General features: G+C 68.8%; 16 protein-coding genes and 1 pseudogene. 7 read left to right on the top strand and 10 right to left on the bottom strand.

Annotated elements, in window-relative coordinates:
- The 5 genes and pseudogenes from BPODLACK_RS23445 to BPODLACK_RS05375 all read right to left on the bottom strand — a co-directional run.
- Window positions 1-542 (bottom strand): AMP-binding protein (locus BPODLACK_RS23445; protein WP_236577609.1); only part of this gene is annotated, 542 nt, incomplete at its 3' end.
- A gap of 144 nt (window positions 543-686) precedes the next feature.
- Window positions 687-1769, bottom strand: a pseudogene (locus BPODLACK_RS23440) (CaiB/BaiF CoA transferase family protein); the annotation flags it as partial.
- Window positions 1766-2413 (bottom strand): TetR/AcrR family transcriptional regulator, encoded by a 648-nt coding sequence (locus BPODLACK_RS05385; protein WP_159404852.1) that lies wholly within the window; start codon window positions 2411-2413, stop codon window positions 1766-1768. The pseudogene BPODLACK_RS23440 and the gene BPODLACK_RS05385, both read right to left, overlap by 4 nt.
- Complete coding sequence (locus tag BPODLACK_RS05380) at window positions 2394-3986, bottom strand: class I adenylate-forming enzyme family protein (protein ID WP_201450597.1); 1593 nt, start codon at window positions 3984-3986, stop codon at window positions 2394-2396. Before BPODLACK_RS05380 ends, BPODLACK_RS05385 begins: the two co-directional genes overlap by 20 nt.
- Window positions 3987-3997: 11 nt before the next feature.
- The gene (locus BPODLACK_RS05375) at window positions 3998-4636 is read right to left on the bottom strand and encodes a nitroreductase family protein (protein ID WP_006436524.1); all 639 of its coding nucleotides are present in this window, start codon (window positions 4634-4636) and stop codon (window positions 3998-4000) included.
- Between the two features lie 136 nt (window positions 4637-4772).
- On the opposite strand from BPODLACK_RS05375, the gene BPODLACK_RS05370 reads away from it, so the two are divergent.
- The 3 genes from BPODLACK_RS05370 to BPODLACK_RS05360 are packed head-to-tail and all read left to right on the top strand — an operon-like array spanning window position 4773 to window position 8183.
- On the top strand, window positions 4773-6749 hold the full coding sequence (locus BPODLACK_RS05370; protein WP_159404850.1) for a flavin-containing monooxygenase: 1977 nt from the start codon (window positions 4773-4775) through the stop codon (window positions 6747-6749).
- 37 nt (window positions 6750-6786) lie between these two features.
- Window positions 6787-7629, top strand: coding sequence for a sulfurtransferase (locus BPODLACK_RS05365; RefSeq protein WP_159404849.1), 843 nt, complete (start codon window positions 6787-6789; stop codon window positions 7627-7629).
- A complete protein-coding gene (locus tag BPODLACK_RS05360) occupies window positions 7626-8183 on the top strand; it encodes a GNAT family N-acetyltransferase (protein WP_024498539.1) in 558 nt (185 codons plus the stop codon). Before BPODLACK_RS05365 ends, BPODLACK_RS05360 begins: the two co-directional genes overlap by 4 nt.
- Window positions 8184-8328: 145 nt before the next feature.
- Here BPODLACK_RS05360 and zapE read toward each other — a convergent pair whose 3' ends face one another.
- Window positions 8329-9342, bottom strand: a complete 1014-nt coding sequence (gene zapE, locus BPODLACK_RS05355; RefSeq protein WP_024498538.1) for a cell division protein ZapE — start codon at window positions 9340-9342, stop codon at window positions 8329-8331.
- Between the two features lie 35 nt (window positions 9343-9377).
- On the opposite strand from zapE, the gene BPODLACK_RS05350 reads away from it, so the two are divergent.
- The 4 genes from BPODLACK_RS05350 to msrB all read left to right on the top strand — a co-directional run bounded on the left by BPODLACK_RS05350 (window position 9378) and on the right by msrB (window position 13646).
- The gene (locus tag BPODLACK_RS05350; protein WP_024498537.1) at window positions 9378-10196 is read left to right on the top strand and encodes a dihydrofolate reductase family protein; all 819 of its coding nucleotides are present in this window, start codon (window positions 9378-9380) and stop codon (window positions 10194-10196) included.
- A 50-nt stretch (window positions 10197-10246) separates the two neighbouring features.
- The gene (locus BPODLACK_RS05345) at window positions 10247-11815 is read left to right on the top strand and encodes an alpha/beta hydrolase (RefSeq protein WP_236577607.1); all 1569 of its coding nucleotides are present in this window, start codon (window positions 10247-10249) and stop codon (window positions 11813-11815) included.
- A 70-nt stretch (window positions 11816-11885) separates the two neighbouring features.
- The gene (locus BPODLACK_RS05340; RefSeq protein WP_159404848.1) at window positions 11886-13160 is read left to right on the top strand and encodes a glycosyltransferase family 87 protein; all 1275 of its coding nucleotides are present in this window, start codon (window positions 11886-11888) and stop codon (window positions 13158-13160) included.
- Between the two features lie 48 nt (window positions 13161-13208).
- Window positions 13209-13646: a peptide-methionine (R)-S-oxide reductase MsrB gene (gene msrB / locus BPODLACK_RS05335; RefSeq protein WP_024498534.1), complete on the top strand. Its 438-nt coding sequence runs from the start codon at window positions 13209-13211 to the stop codon at window positions 13644-13646.
- Between the two features lie 10 nt (window positions 13647-13656).
- On the opposite strand, the gene BPODLACK_RS05330 is transcribed toward msrB, so the two are convergent.
- From BPODLACK_RS05330 to hemE, 4 genes are read right to left on the bottom strand one after another with little or no spacing between them, the layout of a single operon-like run.
- Complete coding sequence (locus tag BPODLACK_RS05330) at window positions 13657-14178, bottom strand: hypothetical protein (RefSeq protein WP_024498533.1); 522 nt, start codon at window positions 14176-14178, stop codon at window positions 13657-13659.
- A 32-nt stretch (window positions 14179-14210) separates the two neighbouring features.
- Window positions 14211-14906 (bottom strand): hydrogen peroxide-dependent heme synthase, encoded by a 696-nt coding sequence (gene hemQ, locus BPODLACK_RS05325; protein ID WP_159404847.1) that lies wholly within the window; start codon window positions 14904-14906, stop codon window positions 14211-14213.
- A 38-nt stretch (window positions 14907-14944) separates the two neighbouring features.
- The gene (locus tag BPODLACK_RS05320) at window positions 14945-16354 is read right to left on the bottom strand and encodes an FAD-dependent oxidoreductase (RefSeq protein ID WP_159404846.1); all 1410 of its coding nucleotides are present in this window, start codon (window positions 16352-16354) and stop codon (window positions 14945-14947) included.
- Complete coding sequence (hemE, locus tag BPODLACK_RS05315; protein WP_096273863.1) at window positions 16354-17415, bottom strand: uroporphyrinogen decarboxylase; 1062 nt, start codon at window positions 17413-17415, stop codon at window positions 16354-16356. The genes BPODLACK_RS05320 and hemE overlap by 1 nt, the downstream gene beginning before the upstream one ends.
- Window positions 17416-17535: the final 120 nt, after the last annotated feature.

Genomic DNA, 17535 nt, shown 5'->3' with positions numbered 1-17535 from the left:
ATCACCACATCGTCGGCGGTCATCCCCTGCAACGGCTTCAACTGGGCGACATTGGCCACCAGATTCCGGTGCGAGAGTGCGACACCCGTCGGATTGCCGGTGGTCCCGGAACTGTAGGGCAGGACCGCCACGTGGGTGGCCGGATCGAAGGTCACCTGGGGCGCGGGTAGTCCGGCGCCGAGCACGTGGGCGGCGTTCGGATGTCCCGAGATCTCCTGTCCGTCTCCGTCGAGGACGACGAGGCTCGTGTCGTCCAACCCGACCTCGGCGACGGCGGCCTTGGCCTGCGCTGCCATCGGCGAGATCGTGACCAGCATCGCGGCGCCGGAATCCCGGAGTTGCTTGGCGATCTCGGGCGCGGTGAAAAGCGCGTTGATCGTCGTCGCGGTCGCTCCGGCACGCAGGATGCCGTGGAACACCGTCGCAAACGCCGGAATGTTCGGCGACAGGATGCCCACCACGTCGCCGACACCGATCCCCCGCGACGCCAGCCAGCCGGCAACCGCGTCGATCTGGGTGATGAGTTCCCCATACGACGTCACCGCACCGGATTTCGGGTCCACCAGCGCGGTGCGCTCGAGCTCGTCGTCGGCGATGGAGCCGAACAGGAACTCGTGGACGCTGACCTCGGGGATCTCGACGTCGGGGAACGGGCTGGCGAAACTCACCTCCACAGGTGAATCGGTCGACCAATGATCGAGAATCTGCGTCAGGTCCGCGGTCGAGGACTCTGACGGTGCGGGCAGGACAGTTCGGGAGAACCGTGGTGCGGGTGCGGGCTGGACGGCGTCGTCGACGGTGACGTAGCTGCCCCGTTGCCGCGCAACGGGATCGGCGGCCGCCTCGTCGAAGTCGAGCACGGGCGTCAGGCACGCGTCGACACAGGCGAACTCATCGGCCCACTGATCGCGGCTGCGCGTGGCGAACCGGGCGGCGAGCGCGGCGGAGATGACCGGCCAGTGTGTGCGATCCCAGCGGTCGGGTAGGTCACCGAGGCCGAGGGTGCCGATCAGGTTGCGCCAGAACTTCTCCTCGAGTGCCCCGACGGCGACGAACCTGCCGTCCGCGCACTCGTACGTCGCGTAGAAGGGAGCGGAGCCGTCGAGGAGGTTGCCCTCCGACCGGGACACCCAGCGGCCGGCCGCCTTCCACGACCACTGCAGTTGTGCGAGCAGACCGGCCCCGTCGACCATCGCGGCGTCGACGACCTGCCCGCGCCCGGTGCGCGACCGGTCGTGCAGCGCGGCCAGCACTCCGACCACGAGGAGCATCGATCCCCCGCCGAAGTCGCCGGCCAGCGACAGTGGCGGCACGGGCGGTGATCCGGCCGGACCCATCGCCTCGAGCACACCCGTCACGGCGAGGTAGTTGATGTCGTGACCGGCGAGCATAGCGCGGTCACCGTCCTGTCCCCATCCGGTCATCCGGGCATAGACGAGTTGCGGTGCGTCGTCGCAGATCTCGGGTCCGAGTCCGAGCCGTTCCATGACGCCCGGCCGGAAACCCTCGACGAGGATGTCCGCGCGCACGATCATCTCGCGGATGCGAGCCAGGTCGGCGGGGTCCTTGAGGTCGGCCTCGACACTGCGGCGGGACCGGTACAGGCCGGCGTCCGCCTCGACGATGCCGTCCGGGCCGGGCGCCTCGGGGCCGGGGCGTCGAATCCGGATGACGTCGGCGCCGAGGTCGGCGAGCATCATCGCCGCGTGCGGCGTCGGACCCAGTCCCGGCATCTCTACGACGCGTACACCGGCGAGCGGACCGCTCACGAATCCGCCTGATGGTGGAGGATCCCGCGAATCGTGAAATCGACGTAGTCGTCGACCAACTGGTCGACGTCGTGGTCGTCGCGCAGCCACCAGCTGATGCCGTTCATCAGGTCGAGCACCGCGATGGCGGACTGATGGGCGTCGCGCACCTCGAACACGCCCATGCGGGCGCCGGCCTCGATCACGTCCCGGATGCGCCGCTGGTAGTACTTGCGGTAGTCGGTGACGATCCGGCGATGTTCGGGCGTCAGCGCCGACAGTTCCCGCAGCGCCACAAGGTGTTCCACCCGGTGGCGCGCGAGGCGCCGGACGTGGGCCTCGACCAGGCCGGTGAGCCGCTGAACCGGTCCGCCCTCACCGTCGAGCAGGAGCAGGTCCGCCTGCGGATCCTCGGTCATCCGCAGCGCGATCGCGTAGAGGATCTCCTCTTTGGAGTGGAAGTGGTTGTAGAGACTCGCACCTCGCATGCCCACGGCCTCGGCGATGTCACGCATCCCCGCGTTGGCGTACCCGTGTTCGGCGAAGTAGCGCGCCGCGGCCTCCGCGATCTCGTCCCGGCGGGTGCGTGGACGCTCCTCCGCCACCCGACCCGGGACGACCTCGGCAGCGACCGCAGTGGCGTCGTCAGCCCTGAGGGGTTCCATAGGCTCTCCTCAACTCGCGCTTGAGCAACTTGCCCTGGGCGTCGGTCGGCAGTTCGTCGACGAGATACACCGCCTTGGGCACCTTGTACGATGCCAGTTCGGATCGGCAGTGCTCGCGAATGTCCTCCGCGGACACCGAGGCACCCGCGCGGAGCACGACGAAACCGGTGACCGCCTCGGACCAGTACGGGTCGGGCAGACCCACGACCGCGGCCCGTTCCACGTCGGGATGCGCCTGCAGCACACGCTCGACCTCCTGGGAGGCGACGTTGTATCCGCCGGTCTTGATCATGTCCTTGCGCCGGTCGCGGAAGAACATGTTGCCCTCGTCGTCGATGCGCACGATGTCGCCGGTGTGGACCCAGCCGCCCTCGAGGACCTGCGCCGTCTTCTCCGGGTCCTTGAAGTATCCGAGCATGACCGACGGTGTGCGGCAGAGCAGTTCGCCCTCCTCGGCATCATTGCCGTCGGCGTCGACGACACGCACCTCGAGATGGCCGACCGGCCGGCCGATCCAGGTCGGGTCCGCACCGGGCACGTCCTCGAGCCGCTTGAACCACCCGACCGACCCCAACTGGGTGAGTTCGGACTGGCCCCAGTACGTTCCCCACACCGATTCCGGGGTGGCGGAGGCCCATGCGTCGACCGCATGCGGCGACACCTGGCCGCCGTAGGTGAGACAGCGGCGGACCGTGCCGACGGTGTCGGGCCCGAAGTGGGGGTGGTTGGCCAGGGCGATGAAGAAGGTCGGGGTCTGGGCGAGCACCGAGATCTTCTCGTCGCGGATCATCCGCAGGGAGGTCGCCGGGTCGATCGCGGCCGGCAGCACGAGCGTGGCGCCCAGCAGGGTCAGGGACGTGAGCGAGCCGATCCCGGCGATCGTGTGGAAAGGCATGACGTACAGCCAGACGTCGTCGTTCTGGCAGCGCAGTCCCCACGTGTACGCCGGGGCCGTGGAGATCAGGTAGTTGCGGTGCGCGATCTCCACGCCCTTCGGCGTCGACTCGGTACCGCTGGTGTAGACGATCATGGCCAGATCGTGTTCGTCGACGTCCGCGTCGGGCTCGGCGTCCTCGGCCCGCCCGACGAGGTCGTCGAAGGAGTTCCACGAGTTCGACGCCGACTCCCCGACGACGAGGACCGAGATCCCGAGGCTGTCGGCGATCGGCCCGGCGAGCGAGGCCAGGTCGCGCTCGACGACGAGCACCGCGGGCTCCAGATGACCCAGCTGCTGGGCGATCTCCTTCTCGCGGAACATCGGGCTGACCCCGGAGTACGCCGCCCCGAGCTTCAGCGTGCCGTAGTAGGTGGCTACGGACTCGACGCGGTTGCGGCTCATCACCGCGACGCGGTCGCCGCGTCGGACACCGAGGTCGGCGAGGACGTGCGCGACCCGGTTGGCCATCCCGTTGAGCTCGCGATAGCTGGTCGACGTGCGGCCGCCGTCGGCGTCGTACGCGATGATCGCGGGCTTGCCACCCTGCGAACGTGACAGCCTGCGCAGCTGGTCACCGATGGTCGCGCGACCCAGCGGCGAGGTCTGGATCTCGGTCAAGGTGCGGTCCGAGGCCATGACGGGGGCACTCACGCGAACATCCGGTTGTCGAAGCGGTCGAGGTAGGCGATGTCCTCGACCGGGCTGCGGGTGAGCTTGCGCGGGAAGCCGTCTCGCGGGTAGCCGACGGCGATGTGCGCGGCGGTGATGTAGTCGTCCGGGATGCCGAGCAGTTCCTTGACGTCGTTCTCGGCCGCACACAGCAGGGTCGTGAGTGCGGTGGCGACGCCCTGCTGGCGGAGCGCGAGCGTCAGGTTCTGCACACTCGGGTAGATCGACGCACCGCCGACGACACTGAGCCGGCCGAGCTCGTGATCGGTGGGGTGCAGTCCCTCCATCTCGGCGCACACCACGACGAGCGCGGGCACCTCGGCGAGGTGGTGTGCGAAGTAGTTCGCGCTCTCGATGGTCTTGGGGACGGCGCCGACCTTCTTCGATCCCTCGAGGATCGAGTTGTAGTACGGCTCCCAGAACGGCAGGTAGAGGTCGGCGAGGGCCTTCTTGGTGGCGTCGTCGCGGACCACGACCCAGCGGACGGGCTGGCGGTTGCCGCCCTGCGGGCCGAAGCGCGCGTCGTCGAACGCCTGGTAGAACACCTCGTCCTCGACCGGCTTGTCGCTGAAGTAGCGGCAGGTGCCCGTCGTGCGCATTGCCTCGCTGAGTTCCATGTCAACCTCCGTGATCACTAACCGTTGTTAGTATGACTGAGCACACAGTTCCATACCGGATCGGAGGCGTCAAGCGCCGATTGATGGGAAATCCCCGGTGTTGACGGGACGGGACTAACAGTGGTTAGTTGCATCTATGACATCAGTTTCCCTCCGTCCGGAGACGCGCCCCACCACCTCGGAGATCCGTTCGGCCGTCGCCGCGGGCAACATCCCGACACTGCTGGCCGTGTTGGTGGAGATGACCGGCGATCGCCGGTGGCTGAGTGACCGATACCGCCCGACGCGCAGTCGCGGCATGGACGACAACTCCACGGGCGGGCTGCCCGAGGAGGTGCAGGCCGAGATCCACGACGCCGTCGTCGAGGCCCTGGAGAACTGGTACGAGCAGGGTTCACCCGCACGCGAACCGGCCGACGAGGAACTGGTCGCCGCCCTGATGTCCTTCACCGCCGGCGAGCCGGTGGCGCCGGAATACGGCCCCATGATGAGTGAGATCGTGCGGGGCGACCTCCGCGGCAGCCACCTGTCGACGCTGCCCGCGGACCTCGGCACGACGATGACCGCCCTCGTCATCGGCGCGGGCGTGGCCGGAATGCTGATCTCCACCCAGCTCGCGGAGGCCGGCATCGAGCACACCGTTCTCGAGAAGAACGACGATGTCGGCGGTTCCTGGTACGAGAACCACTACCCCGGCGCCGGTGTGGACACCCCGAGCTACCTGTACTCGATCTCGTCCTTCGACCACGACTGGTCGACCCACTTCGGCAAACGCGACGAGGTCCAGGGCTACCTGCAGGCCTTCGCCGACCGCCACGCGGTGCGCGACCGCGTCCGGTTCGGCACCGAGGTCCTCTCCGCCACCTATGATTCCGCCGCCCAGCAGTGGATCGTCCGGGTCCGGGACCGGGACGGGAGTCAGAGCACCCTCACCTCGCGGATTCTCATCAGTGCCGTCGGAATCCTCAATCGCCCCAAGCTCCCCCAGCTGAACGGCATGGACTCCTTCGCCGGCCGCATGTTCCACTCCGCCGACTGGCCCACGGAACTCGACGAGCCCGGCGCCCTGGCCGGCAAACGCGTCGCCATCGTCGGCTCCGGCGCCTCGGCGATGCAGATCGGTCCGGCCATCGCCGGCAAGGTCGGGTCGCTGACGATCTTCCAGCGGTCCCCGCAGTGGATCGCCCCCAACGACGACTACTTCGCCCCCGTCGGCGAAGGGGTGCACTGGCTGATGAACAACCTGCCCGGCTACCGCGAGTGGTATCGCGCCCGGCTGTCCTGGATCTTCAACGACAAGGTCCACTCCACCCTGCACGTCGATCCCGAATGGCCCGAGCCCACCGCATCGATCAACGCCGTGAATCACGGTCACCGCGAGTTCTACCTGCGCTACATGCGCGCCGAACTGGGCGACCGCGACGACCTGATCGAGCTGTCGACACCCGACTACCCGCCCTTCGGCAAGCGGATGCTGTTGGACAACGGCTGGTTCCGCATGTTGCGGCAGCCGAACGTCGAGCTGGTGGGCCACGGCGTGGACTCCGTCACCGCCACCGGTCTCGTCGACAGCACCGGCCGGGCGCACGACTTCGACATCATCGTGTTCGCGACCGGTTTCCACAGCGACCGCTACCTGTACCCGATGGACATCGTCGGTCGCAGCGGCAAGACGACGGTCGAGGCCTGGGGCGATCACGACGCGTACGCCTACCTCGGCATCACCGCACCCGACTTCCCCAACCTATTCATCCTGACCGGCCCTAACACCGCACTCGGACACGGCGGAAGCTTCATCAGCATCCTCGAGTACCAGGTGCGCTACGTCTGCGACGCCATCCGCGCCATGATCGAGAACCGACTCGGCGCACTCGAGGTGCGCCGCGACGTCACCGACGAGTACAACGACGCCGTCGACCGCGCGCACGCGCAGATGGTGTGGACGCACCCGGCGATGACCAACTGGTACCGCAACCCCGAGGGTCGTGTCGTGGCGGTGCTGCCGTGGCGGATCGTCGACTACTGGGCGAGGACCCGCCACGTCGATCTCGCCGACTTCCATGCGGAACCGATCAGCGCCGAAACCATCCCGGGCGAGCCGCTCGATCCCTGACGGCGCGCCGCGGAGTGGCCGGACTACGGTGTCAGCCATGACCTCCGTACCGCTGATCACCCCGGATGAACTGCATGCCCGTCTCGGCGAGGGACGTCTGCGCATCGTCGACGCGACGGTTCATCTCAGCTTCGACGCCGACGGCGCGCACGTCGCCTCCGGCCGCGACTCCTACCTGCAGGGACACCTGCCCGGTGCGGTGTTCGTCGACCAGATCACCGGGCTGTCCGATCCGGACGGCGAGGCCCCGTTCGCGGCGGCGTCGTCGGAGAAGTTCGCCGCGGCCGTCGGCGAGGCCGGCATCGGTGACGACTCGACGGTCGTCGTCTACGACACCGTCAACGGCATCTGGGCGACCCGACTGTGGTGGCAGTTCGGTCTCGAAGGATTCGACGACGTCGTGGTCCTCGACGGCGGATTCGACGCCTGGGCGAAGGCCGGACTCCCCACCGAAACAGGCGAATCAACCCATCCGGCAGCAACTTTCACCGCACGACGCCGGCCGGAACGCATCGCGTCGACCGACGAGGTCGCCGCGGCCACCGCGGATTCGTCGGTTCTGTTGGTCAACGCGCTCGACCGGGAATCGTTCTCCGGCGGTCACATCCCGAGCAGCGTCAATGTCCCGTTCGGCGAACTCGTCGACGAATCCGGCGCCCTCAGGCCGCTCGACGAGCTGCGCGGGCTGTTCACCAAGGTCGGCGCCCTCGACCCCACGGTGCGTCCGGTCACTTACTGCGGCGGCGGGATCGCCGCCACCGCAGCGGCTTTCGCTTTGCGGGCACTCGGCCGGAACGACGTCGCGGTGTACGACGGATCGATGAACGCCTGGACCGCCGACCCGGCACGCCCCCTGGCATCGGCCGACTCCCGGCCATGACGTCCCCCGCGGTGACCGTCGAACTCGTCACCGATCCCGACCGGGCGGCGGCGGTCGCCGAGGTGGCCGGTGCGACCTTCCCGCTGGCCTGCCCGCCACACGCCGCCGCCGAGGACATCGCCGAGTTCATCGCGACCAACCTCGGCGAGAAGAACTTCCGCGGCTACATCACCGACCCGGACGCCGACGTGCTCGTCGCCCGGGACGGAGAGGACGGAGCGATCCTGGGCTACGCGCTGGTGCTGCACGGCGATCCGTCGGATCCCGTTGTCGCGGCGGTCGTTCCCGATCGGCCGGCGACCGAGGTGTCGAAGATGTACGTACTCCCCGACCACCATTCGCGTCCCGGCCTCAGCCCGTCACGTGGGCTGATGAACGCAGCACTCGACCGCGCCCGCGATCGCGGTAGCGCAGTGGTCTGGCTCGGTGTGAACCAGCTCAACGAACGGGCCCAGAAGTTCTACACCAAGACGGGTTTCAGCCGTGCCGGGGTGCGGACCTTCGACCTCGGCGGCAGCGTCGAACACGACTACGTGTTCACCCAGAAGCTGTAGCGGCTAATCGCCGGCGCTGAAATCTGCCCCCGTGATGCGCCCCTGAAATCGACCCAGCACAGCTGGTCCGACGACACTATGTCAGTCGACTCACTCCACCGGGCGGTTTCCAGGGGCGCTTTTCGGAGAAGGCCGTAAGTGCCTGTCAGACGGCCGATTCGGCGAAGCGCGACAGCGCCAGCAGACGAGAGGTCGCGCGCAGGTACTTCTTGCGGTAACCGCCGGCGAGCATCTCGTCGGTGAAGATCTCGTCCAGCTTGGCGCCGGACACCGTCACCGGGATGTGCGCGTCGTAGAGGCGGTCGGCGAGCACCACCAGCCGCAGGGCGACCGACTGATCCTTGGCGGGGTGCACACCGGTGATGCACACCAGCGAGATGCCGTCGACGAGATCCTTGTACTTCGACGGGTGGAGCGTGCTCAGGTGATCGCACAGGGCGTCGAAGTCGTCGAGGGTCGCACCCTCGGTGGATTCGGCGATGTCGACCAGCTCACCCTCGGTGCGCGGGTCCGGAGCGGGCGGGAGGTCGCGGTGGCGATAGTCGGGGCCGTCGACGCGGATGGTCTCGAACACGGCGGACAGCTTGCGGATCTCGCGCAGGAAGTCCTGCGCCGCGAAGCGGCCCTCGCCGAGCTGGCCGGGCAGGGTGTTCGAGGTGGCGACGACCGACACGCCCTTCGCGGTGAGCTCGGTGAGCAGCCGGGACACCAGCATCGTGTCGCCGGGATCGTCGAGTTCGAACTCGTCGATGCACAGCACCGTGTGCTGCGAGAGCCGCTCGACGGCGTTCACGAACCCCAGCGCGCCGACCACGTGGGTCACCTCGACGAACGTCGCGAACGACTTCGGCTCCGGCATCGAGTGGTAGATCGAGGCGAGCAGGTGGGTCTTGCCGACGCCGAACCCACCGTCGAGGTACAGCCCGATCCCCTGCGAGGGCGCCTTGCGCGAGAACAGGCCCTTCTTGCCCGAGCGCGCCTTCGACGCGCGGGCGACGAAGTCGCGGGCCTTGGCCACCGCCTGGGCCTGCGACGGCTCCTTCGGATCGGGGATGTAGGAGTCGAAACTCACGTCGTCGAAGGTCGACGGAGGCACCATCTCGTCGATGAGTGCATCCGGCGAGGTCGCAGGGTTGCGATCGCAAAGTCGGGCCGCCATGTGTGGAGAGTAGCGATCCACGGAATGATGGATGCATGTTCCACCTGCAGAAAGCGACCCAGGTCACATCCGCAGATGCCGACCGGGAGGGGCCCGAGCCCCTCCTCGCGCTGGCCGAACACTATCGGTACCCCCCACGTCCGGCGGCGGGTCCCGGCGCCGCGGCACCGTTCGTCCGGGCCAACATGGTGTCCTCGATCGACGGCGCGGCAACGCACGACGGGAAGTCCGGCGGCCTCGGCGGCGACGGCGACAAGACCGTCTTCCGCGTGCTGCGCGGACTCGCCGACGTGGTCCTCGTGGGTGCCGGAACCGCGATCACCGAGGGTTATCGCCAGCCGAAACCCGACGATGCGTTCGCCGAGCTCCGGGAGGAGAACGGACAGGAACCCGCCCCCGCGCTCGCCCTGGTGTCGCGCTCGCTCTCGGTGCCGCCCGACTACCCACCGCTGAGCCACCCCGACACCGTGGTGCTCACCTGCGCGTCGGCTCCGGCGGATCGTCGCGCCGCGCTCGTCGACGCCGGCGCCACCCTCGTCGACTGCGGCGAGGACGATGTCGAGACGTCGACGCTGATCGCGACCTGCGGGGACCGTGGCCGGCCGCGGGTGCTGTGCGAGGGCGGGCCGAGCCTGCTCGGCTCGATCATCGCCGACGACCTGCTCGACGAACTGTGCCTGACGACCAGCCCCTACCTGGCCGGCGGACGTGCCGGCCGGATCGCGGTCCGCGCCGGCGACGGAGACGAGGACACGGCGGCGCTCAAGGCGATGACGCCGGCCGCGATCATCACCGACGACGACGGCTACGTCTTCACGCGCTGGTTGCGCCACGGCCGGTCGTCCATCCATTGAACCGATCACTGCACGGTCGTCGTCGGGAGTCGTTGACTACGCTCGCGGTCATGCGAAGAGCGCACGCCGTCACGGCTGTCCTGGGTGTGATCGTCGCGATCGTCGTGTCGTCGTGCGCGGTGGGCCCCGACCGCGGTCCGGAACTCATCCCCGGTGGCGGCGGCGGTGAGGGCCCGACCGCATCGTCGTCGGCTCCACCCCCGGCGCCGGCGCTGGCCGTACCGAAGACCGATCTCGAGTGGACCGACTGCGCCGCCGGCACCAGCGGACGCTACGGCATCGCCCGCCCGGCCGGGGTGACCATCGAATGTGCGGAGTTCGACTCCCCGGTCGACCGGAACAAGCCCGACGGCGAGGTCGTGAGGATCGCGGCGACCCGGGCCCGTACCGCGGCGACGCCGGCCGGCGCCCCGCCGCTCGTGCTCACCTCGGGATCGGATCTCCCGTCGTCGCGAACCCTGATGGTGATGTCCACCGGTCCGGGCCGGGCGTTCCTGGACGCCCACCCGGTGGTGGCCGTCGATCATCGCGGCATCCCCCAGAGTGGGGACCTGGACTGCATGACCCGGCTCGAGCGGAGCACGATCGCCGACAACGGCCTCACCACGCGTGGGACCACCACCCAGGCGCGCATCTCCCGCCTCGCCTCGGCCGCCTCGTCGGCCTCGGACGGGTGCACGGAGACCCTGACGCCCTACCAACTCAATTTCGGCGCACAGTTCGCCGCCGCGGACCTCGAAACACTTCGGCAGCGGTGGGGCGTCGAACACCTGGGCCTCATCGGCGTCGGCGAGGGCTCCGACGTCGTGCTGTCCTACGCCTCCCTGTACGGGGGCCGAGCGGGACGCATCATCCTCGACACCCCCGCCCCCTTCGGGGCCAACGCTCGGGACAGGGCCAACCTGCGCGCCCAGGGTGTGCAGACGGCGCTGCAGGGTTTCGCCCAGCGATGCTCCGCACTGGACGGCTGCACGCTCGGCACGAACGGTGTCGGGGTGATGACCGGGCTGCTCGCCAAGGCGCGTGCCGGACGCCTCGACGGATTGTCGGACACCACCGCACTGAACGCCATCACCACCACGCTCGCCCTCGCGGCGGACCGTCCCGACGCGTTGCTCGACCTGTCCCGCGCCATCACCGCCGCCGACCGAGGCGACACGACCGCGCTGGTCCGGCTCGCAGATCGGGCCGCGACCCTGCGGATGAGTGACGGCGCCCTGGTGTCCCGGTGCAACGACGTCACCGGCCCGGTGGGGCAGAACGAGATCCCCGGTCTCGTCGAGGCCTGGACGAAGCAGAGTCCGCTGACCGGCTCCGACAGCGCGCTGTCGCTGGTGCGCTGCAACGGCTGGGCGTCGGGCACCGCGGTGCGCCCGCCGTCATCGCTGCCCGCCGACCCGCTGATCCTCAACGGCACCCGGGACCCGGTGAACGGGGGCAACGGCGCGAGCACACTCGTCCCGCTGTTCATGAACGCCGGGGCCGAGCCGGTCACCGTCAGCTGGGACGGACTGGGCTTCTCGGTGCTGGGTCGCAGCGCCTGCGCGGCCCAGGTCGCGGCCGAGTACGTGACCAAGACGCCTCTCGGGGGGCCGACCCAGCGCGGTTGCCCCACCTGACCGGGTCCGACCCGGTGCAGCCCGGAGGGTTCTGCGGAGTGTCCGAGGCCGACCGTAGTACGGTGCGCGGGTGGCCAATCTCGACAGGTATCTGTATCCCCAGATGAGCGCGCAGCGGATCATCCCGATGATCCTGTGGCCGATCAGCCTGCTCATGGTCGTGCACCGGTCGGTGTTCCTCGGCGTCAACGGCGACCGCACCGACGATTTCAAGCCGGTGTACGCCGCGGCCTACAACTTCCTCAACAACCTGCCGGTCTACGGCGAGAACTACGCCACGGTCGACCCGCACTACCTGTACCCGCCGTCGGGCACCCTGCTGATGGCGCCGGTCGCGGTCATCGACTACGAACGCGCACGCTGGGCGTTCATCGCGGTCAGCGTCGTGGCCCTGCTGATCTGCGCCTACCTGCTGACCCGGATGTTCGGCTATGCCCTGGACTCATGGGTGATGCCGACGGTCCTGTTCGTCTTCTTCTTCACCGAAACCGTCTCGCACACACTGATCTTCACGAACTTCAACTCGTTCGTCCTGCTGGGCATGATCGCCTTCCTGATGCTGATGCGCTCACGGCACGACTGGTGGGCGGGCATCCCGATGGGTCTGACGCTGGCCGTGAAACCCGTGCTGGCGCCGCTGCTGCTGCTGCCGCTGCTCAACCGGCAGTGGCGGGTGTTCGCCTTCGCCATCGCGGTCCCCCTCGTGTTGACGGTGATCGCGTGGCCGCTGTCGGTGGATGCCGACGCCTTCATCAGCCGGACCGTCCCCTACCTCGGCGAGGCCCGCGACTACTACAACAGCTCGATCGCCGGCAACGGCGCCTACTTCGGGGTCGCACCGTGGCTGGTGCTGCTGCTGCGTGTCGCGTTCGTGCTGATGGCCGCGTTCTCGCTGTGGTTCCTGTACCGCTACTACCGCAAGACCAACGAACTGCTGTGGCTCGCGACGTCGTCGGGTGTGCTGCTGGGCACCACTTTCCTCGTCGGCTCGCTGGGCCAGGGCTACTACTCGATGCTGCTGTTCCCGCTGCTCATGACGGTGCTGCTGCCCGGATCGGCGATGCGCAACTGGCCGGCCTGGCTCGGCGTGTACGGCTGCATGACCTTCGACAGCTTCTACTCGCAGCGGTGGACGGCCTTCGGCTGGATGGTCGAGTACAACAAGGTGACCTGGGGCTGGTCCTTGCTGATGATCGCGGTGTTCTGCTCGCTGCTGTTCCGCTACCTCGACATGCGCTCCGACGGCGTCGCCGGTGAGGATGCCGTGATGCGGTCGGAGTCCGACACTCCCCCGGCGCCGGCGACGAAGTCCGACGACGAGCTGTCGTTGTCGAAGTCCGTCTAGCACAGCGTTGAGCGCGACGCTGTCGCGTCCCGCGCTACCGTGGACGACATGACCGACAGCACGCCCGAGAGCACCGCACCCGCCACGAACCCGGCGAACCTCACCGACGAGGAGTGGAAGCAGCGCCTCACCCCGGCCGAGTACCGGGTTCTGCGCCAGGCCGGCACCGAAGCACCCTTCACCGGCGAGTACACCGACACCAAGACGGTCGGCGTCTACCGCTGCCGGGCGTGCGATGCGGAGCTGTTCCGCAGCGAGCAGAAGTTCGAATCCCACTGCGGCTGGCCGTCGTTCTTCTCCCCCCTCGCCGGCGACAAGATCATCGAGGTCGAGGACAACTCGCTCGGCATGACGCGAGTCGAGGTGCTCTGCGCGAACTGCAGGAGTCACCTGGGCCATGTGTTCGCCGGTGAGGGCTACGACACCCCCACCGATCTGCGCTACTGCATCAACTCGATCAGCCTGAAGCTCGAGCCGGCCGAGTAGCACGGCACCCTCAGCTGGTGCCCTCCGCCTGAGGGCACAGCGTGGTCCTGGCCGCGATGTGGATCCGGCGATAAGCGTCGCGAAGCTCCTTCGCGTTGCCGTCGCCGGCGGCCTCATTCGGGTGGCTCGCCGACGCGCAGTCGTAGTAGCCGAAACCTGTTGCGGCGGTCTTCAGTTGCGGCGACCGCAAGATGCCGAGCCACTCGAGGTCCGTGCAGACCTGACGCGCATACCGTGCCTGCGCCCCTGGCGGGGTCGCCTCGACGAACGGGCGATGAAGCGCGAACTCGGCTTCGGCCTGCTGCTCTGGGGTGGCCGACGAGTACGCGGGTTCCGCCCGGCGGTAGTCGATTCTCGCGACCTTGTACTCATCGACGGACAGATTCGCGTGAAGTTCGGCGTCGACGCAAGGACTGGTGCCGGTACGCGCGACGTCATGGGAGCGATCAGTAGTCGAGCCGGTTCCGCCACCGCATGCAACCAGCGTCATCATCCCGATGATGACACCGAAAGCGGTGGCGGCAATGCGCACAGAGCACGCATTGCCGCCACCGAATCCCGGGTTCAGGGCAGGGCGTCGATGAGCGCCGAGACCTCGACGCGGGGCCCGGTGAAGAACGGCGTCTCCTCGCGGACGTGCATCCGCGCCTCGGTGGCGCGCAGGTCGCGCATGAGGTCGACGATCCGGTGCAGTTCGGGTGCCTCGAACGCGAGCAGCCATTCGTAGTCGCCGAGCGCGAACGACGACACCGTGTTGGCGCGCACGTCCTTGTACTCGCGGGCGGCCTTGCCGTGGTCGGCGAGCATCTTGCGACGCTCCTCGTCGGGAAGCAGGTACCACTCGTAGGACCGCACGAACGGGTACACGCAGATGTAGTTGCCCGCTTCCTCACCGGCGAGGAAGGCCGGGATGTGGCTCTTGTTGAACTCGGCGGGACGGTGCAGGGCGACGTTGCTCCACACCGGGTTGCAGGCGCGTCCCAGAACCGTCTCGCGACGGAACTTCGCGTAGGCCGCCTGGATGGACTCGACGTCGGCGGCATGCCACCAGATCATGAAGTCGGCGTCGGCGCGGAGACCCGACACGTCGTACACACCGCGGACCACGACACCGGTGTCCTCGAGAGACTTGAAGAAGTCTGCGGCATCCGATTTCGCCTGGTCACGGTCGGTGCCGAGCTCGCCGGGGCGGACAGCGAACACCGAGAACATGAGGTAGCGGATCGTCGAGTTGAGTTCTGAGTAATCCAAGCGGGCCATATCTCACATGGTGCCACCGTGTCCGCCCGGACGAACAGTCAGGTCAGGTCGGTGAGCAGCGCCGCCACCGCGCGTCCGGCCTGTCCGATGCAGGCCGGGACGCCGACGCCCGCATACGACGAGCCGGCGAGCACGAGACGGCGAGGGCGGGCCGCGGCGAGCCGCGCCATGGCGACCAGGTGTCCCGGTCCGTACACGGGCAGACCGTCGGTCCAGCGCTGCACGTACGTGTCGACGACGTGCGGCGAGGCGGGTGCCACGCCGGCCGCCCGGCACACCTCGTCGAGGTCCTCGAGTGCCTCGGTCCGCATTCGGTCGTGGACGCCGGGTTCGTCGTCGACGCTCGGTACCGGGGCACCGAACCGGCCGAACGACGCCCGCACCGAGACGGGCGCGTCGTCGTGTGACAGATGCGCCCACTTCTGCGAACTGAGGGTGAAGGCCTTGGCGCGCAGACTTTCTCCGGTACCGACCAGGACCCCGGAGTGATCGGGAAGCGGGGTGCCGGGGGCGAGCGCGATCGAGACCACCACCGACGACGCACCCTGCACCGCCCGCAGCGGAGCGGCGAAGTCGGGCAGCGAACGACGCAGGAGGTGGCCGGCCATCCAGGCGGGGATCGCGAGGATCACACCGTCGTAGTCGCGGACGTCGTCGCGTGCAGGACCGCCGACGTGCAGCGTCCAGCCGGTGGCGGTCGGCTCGAGCTCACGGACGTGTGCGCAGAGCTCGGGCCGCACCGCCGCAGCCTGTTGCAGGGCGTCGAGGAGGACCCGGTAACCACCCACGAGGGTGCCGAAGACGGGACCCGAGCCGGTGGCGTCGGCGACGAGACCGGCGACGGCGTCGGTGAGATTCGCCACACCGGCGTCGAGGCGCGCGGCGAGGGCGGGCAGCGCCTCACGGAGACCGATGTCGCCGGCGAGGCTCGAATAGACTCCGCCGAGCATGGGATCGACGCTGCGGGCGACCACCGATGGGCCGAAACGTTCGGTCACGAGGTCCCCGACCGTCGGGTCCGCGGACGGGTCCCAGTGCCAGGGACGATCGGGTTCGGTCCGGATGAGTTCGACGTCGGCCGGATCGGCGAGGCCGGCAACCGCGTCGGGCGTCGCGGGGATACCCATCAGCGCCGGCGTCGGCAGCGGGTGAAGGCGACCGCCGGACCAGACGGCCGGTCGGCGCCCGGTCGGTGACACGACCCGATCCCCCAGCCCGAGTTCGTCGACCAGGCCAAGAGCTTCCGGCCGCCGCACGATGAACGCCTCGGCCCCGACGTCGACGGCCTGTCCGCCGACCGTCGTGGTGTGCAGGACGCCGCCGAGCCGCTCACCCGCTTCCAGAACGTCGATACGTGCGTCGGCGCCGAGTTCGCGCCGCAGTCGGTACGCCGCCGTCAGGCCGGAGACACCTCCGCCGACGACCGCGATCCGGGGCCCGGCACTCATCAGAGGCTGTGGACCAGTTCGACCGTGCGGGTGAGAACATCCGGATCGGTACCCGGAAGCACCCCGTGGCCGAGATTGAAGATGTGGCCGACGGCGCCGGCCGCGATCGCCCGGTCACCGTCGGCGACCACGCGGCGGACCTCGCTGTCCACGACCTCCGGTCCCGCGAAGAGCAGCGTCGGGTCGAGGTTGCCCTGGACCGCCTTGCCCGGTCCCACTCGCCGTACGGCCTCGTCGAGCGGCACCCGCCAGTCGACACCGATGACATCGGCCCCGACGTGGGCCATCGGCGCCAGCAACTCGCCGGTCCCGACGCCGAAGTGGATGCGCGGGACCCCGTACCCGGCGACCTCCGCGAGGACACGGGCACTGTGCGGCGCCACGAAACGCTGATAGTCGGCGGCCGACAGCATGCCCGCCCAGGAGTCGAAGAGCTGGATGGCGTCGACGCCGGCCTCGAGCTGGACCTGCAGGAAGGCGATGGTGATGTCGGCCAGGCGCGCCATCAGCTCGGCCCAGGTCTCCGGATCGCCGTGCATCATCGCCTTGGTGCGCTCGTAATTGCGGCTCGGCCCACCCTCGATGAGGTAGGAGGCGAGGGTGAACGGCGCACCGGCAAAGCCGATCAGCGCGGTGTCGCCGAGCTGGGCGAGCAACAGCTCGATGGCGTGGGAGATCGCCCCGACCGAGGCGGGCTCCAGACGCGGGATGCGCGAGACGGCCTCCGCCGACCGCACGGGCTCGGCGATCACCGGGCCGGTCCCGGCCACGATGTCGAGGTCGATCCCCGCGGCCTTGAGCGGCACGACGATGTCGGAGAACAGGATCGCGGCGTCAACATCGTGACGGCGGACGGGCTGCATCGTGATCTCGCACACCAACTCGGCGTCGAAGCACGATTCGAGCATCCCGTGGTTCGCGCGGATCGCGCGGTACTCGGGCAGGGAACGGCCCGCCTGCCGCATGAACCACACCGGACGGCGTGACGGAGTCCCACCCGTGGCCGCGGCGACGAGCGGCAGGTGCGACCGATGGACCCGAGTACCAGTTACGTTCGACATCACCGCTTACTCTGCCATGTCGACGTTCCGCACGGATCAGGGCAGGGACTTCACCCCACGTCCCCATTTCCGGGGGCGGTGAACCGGCGCGCCTCCGCCGCTGCCAGGCGCGACACACCT

The sequence above is a fragment of the Gordonia sp. YY1 genome (assembly GCF_009872315.1).
In the GTDB taxonomy this organism is placed as follows: domain Bacteria; phylum Actinomycetota; class Actinomycetes; order Mycobacteriales; family Mycobacteriaceae; genus Gordonia; species Gordonia amicalis.
Note: the sequence above shows the minus strand (reverse complement) of the source record. Positions and strands in the feature narration are given on the sequence as shown.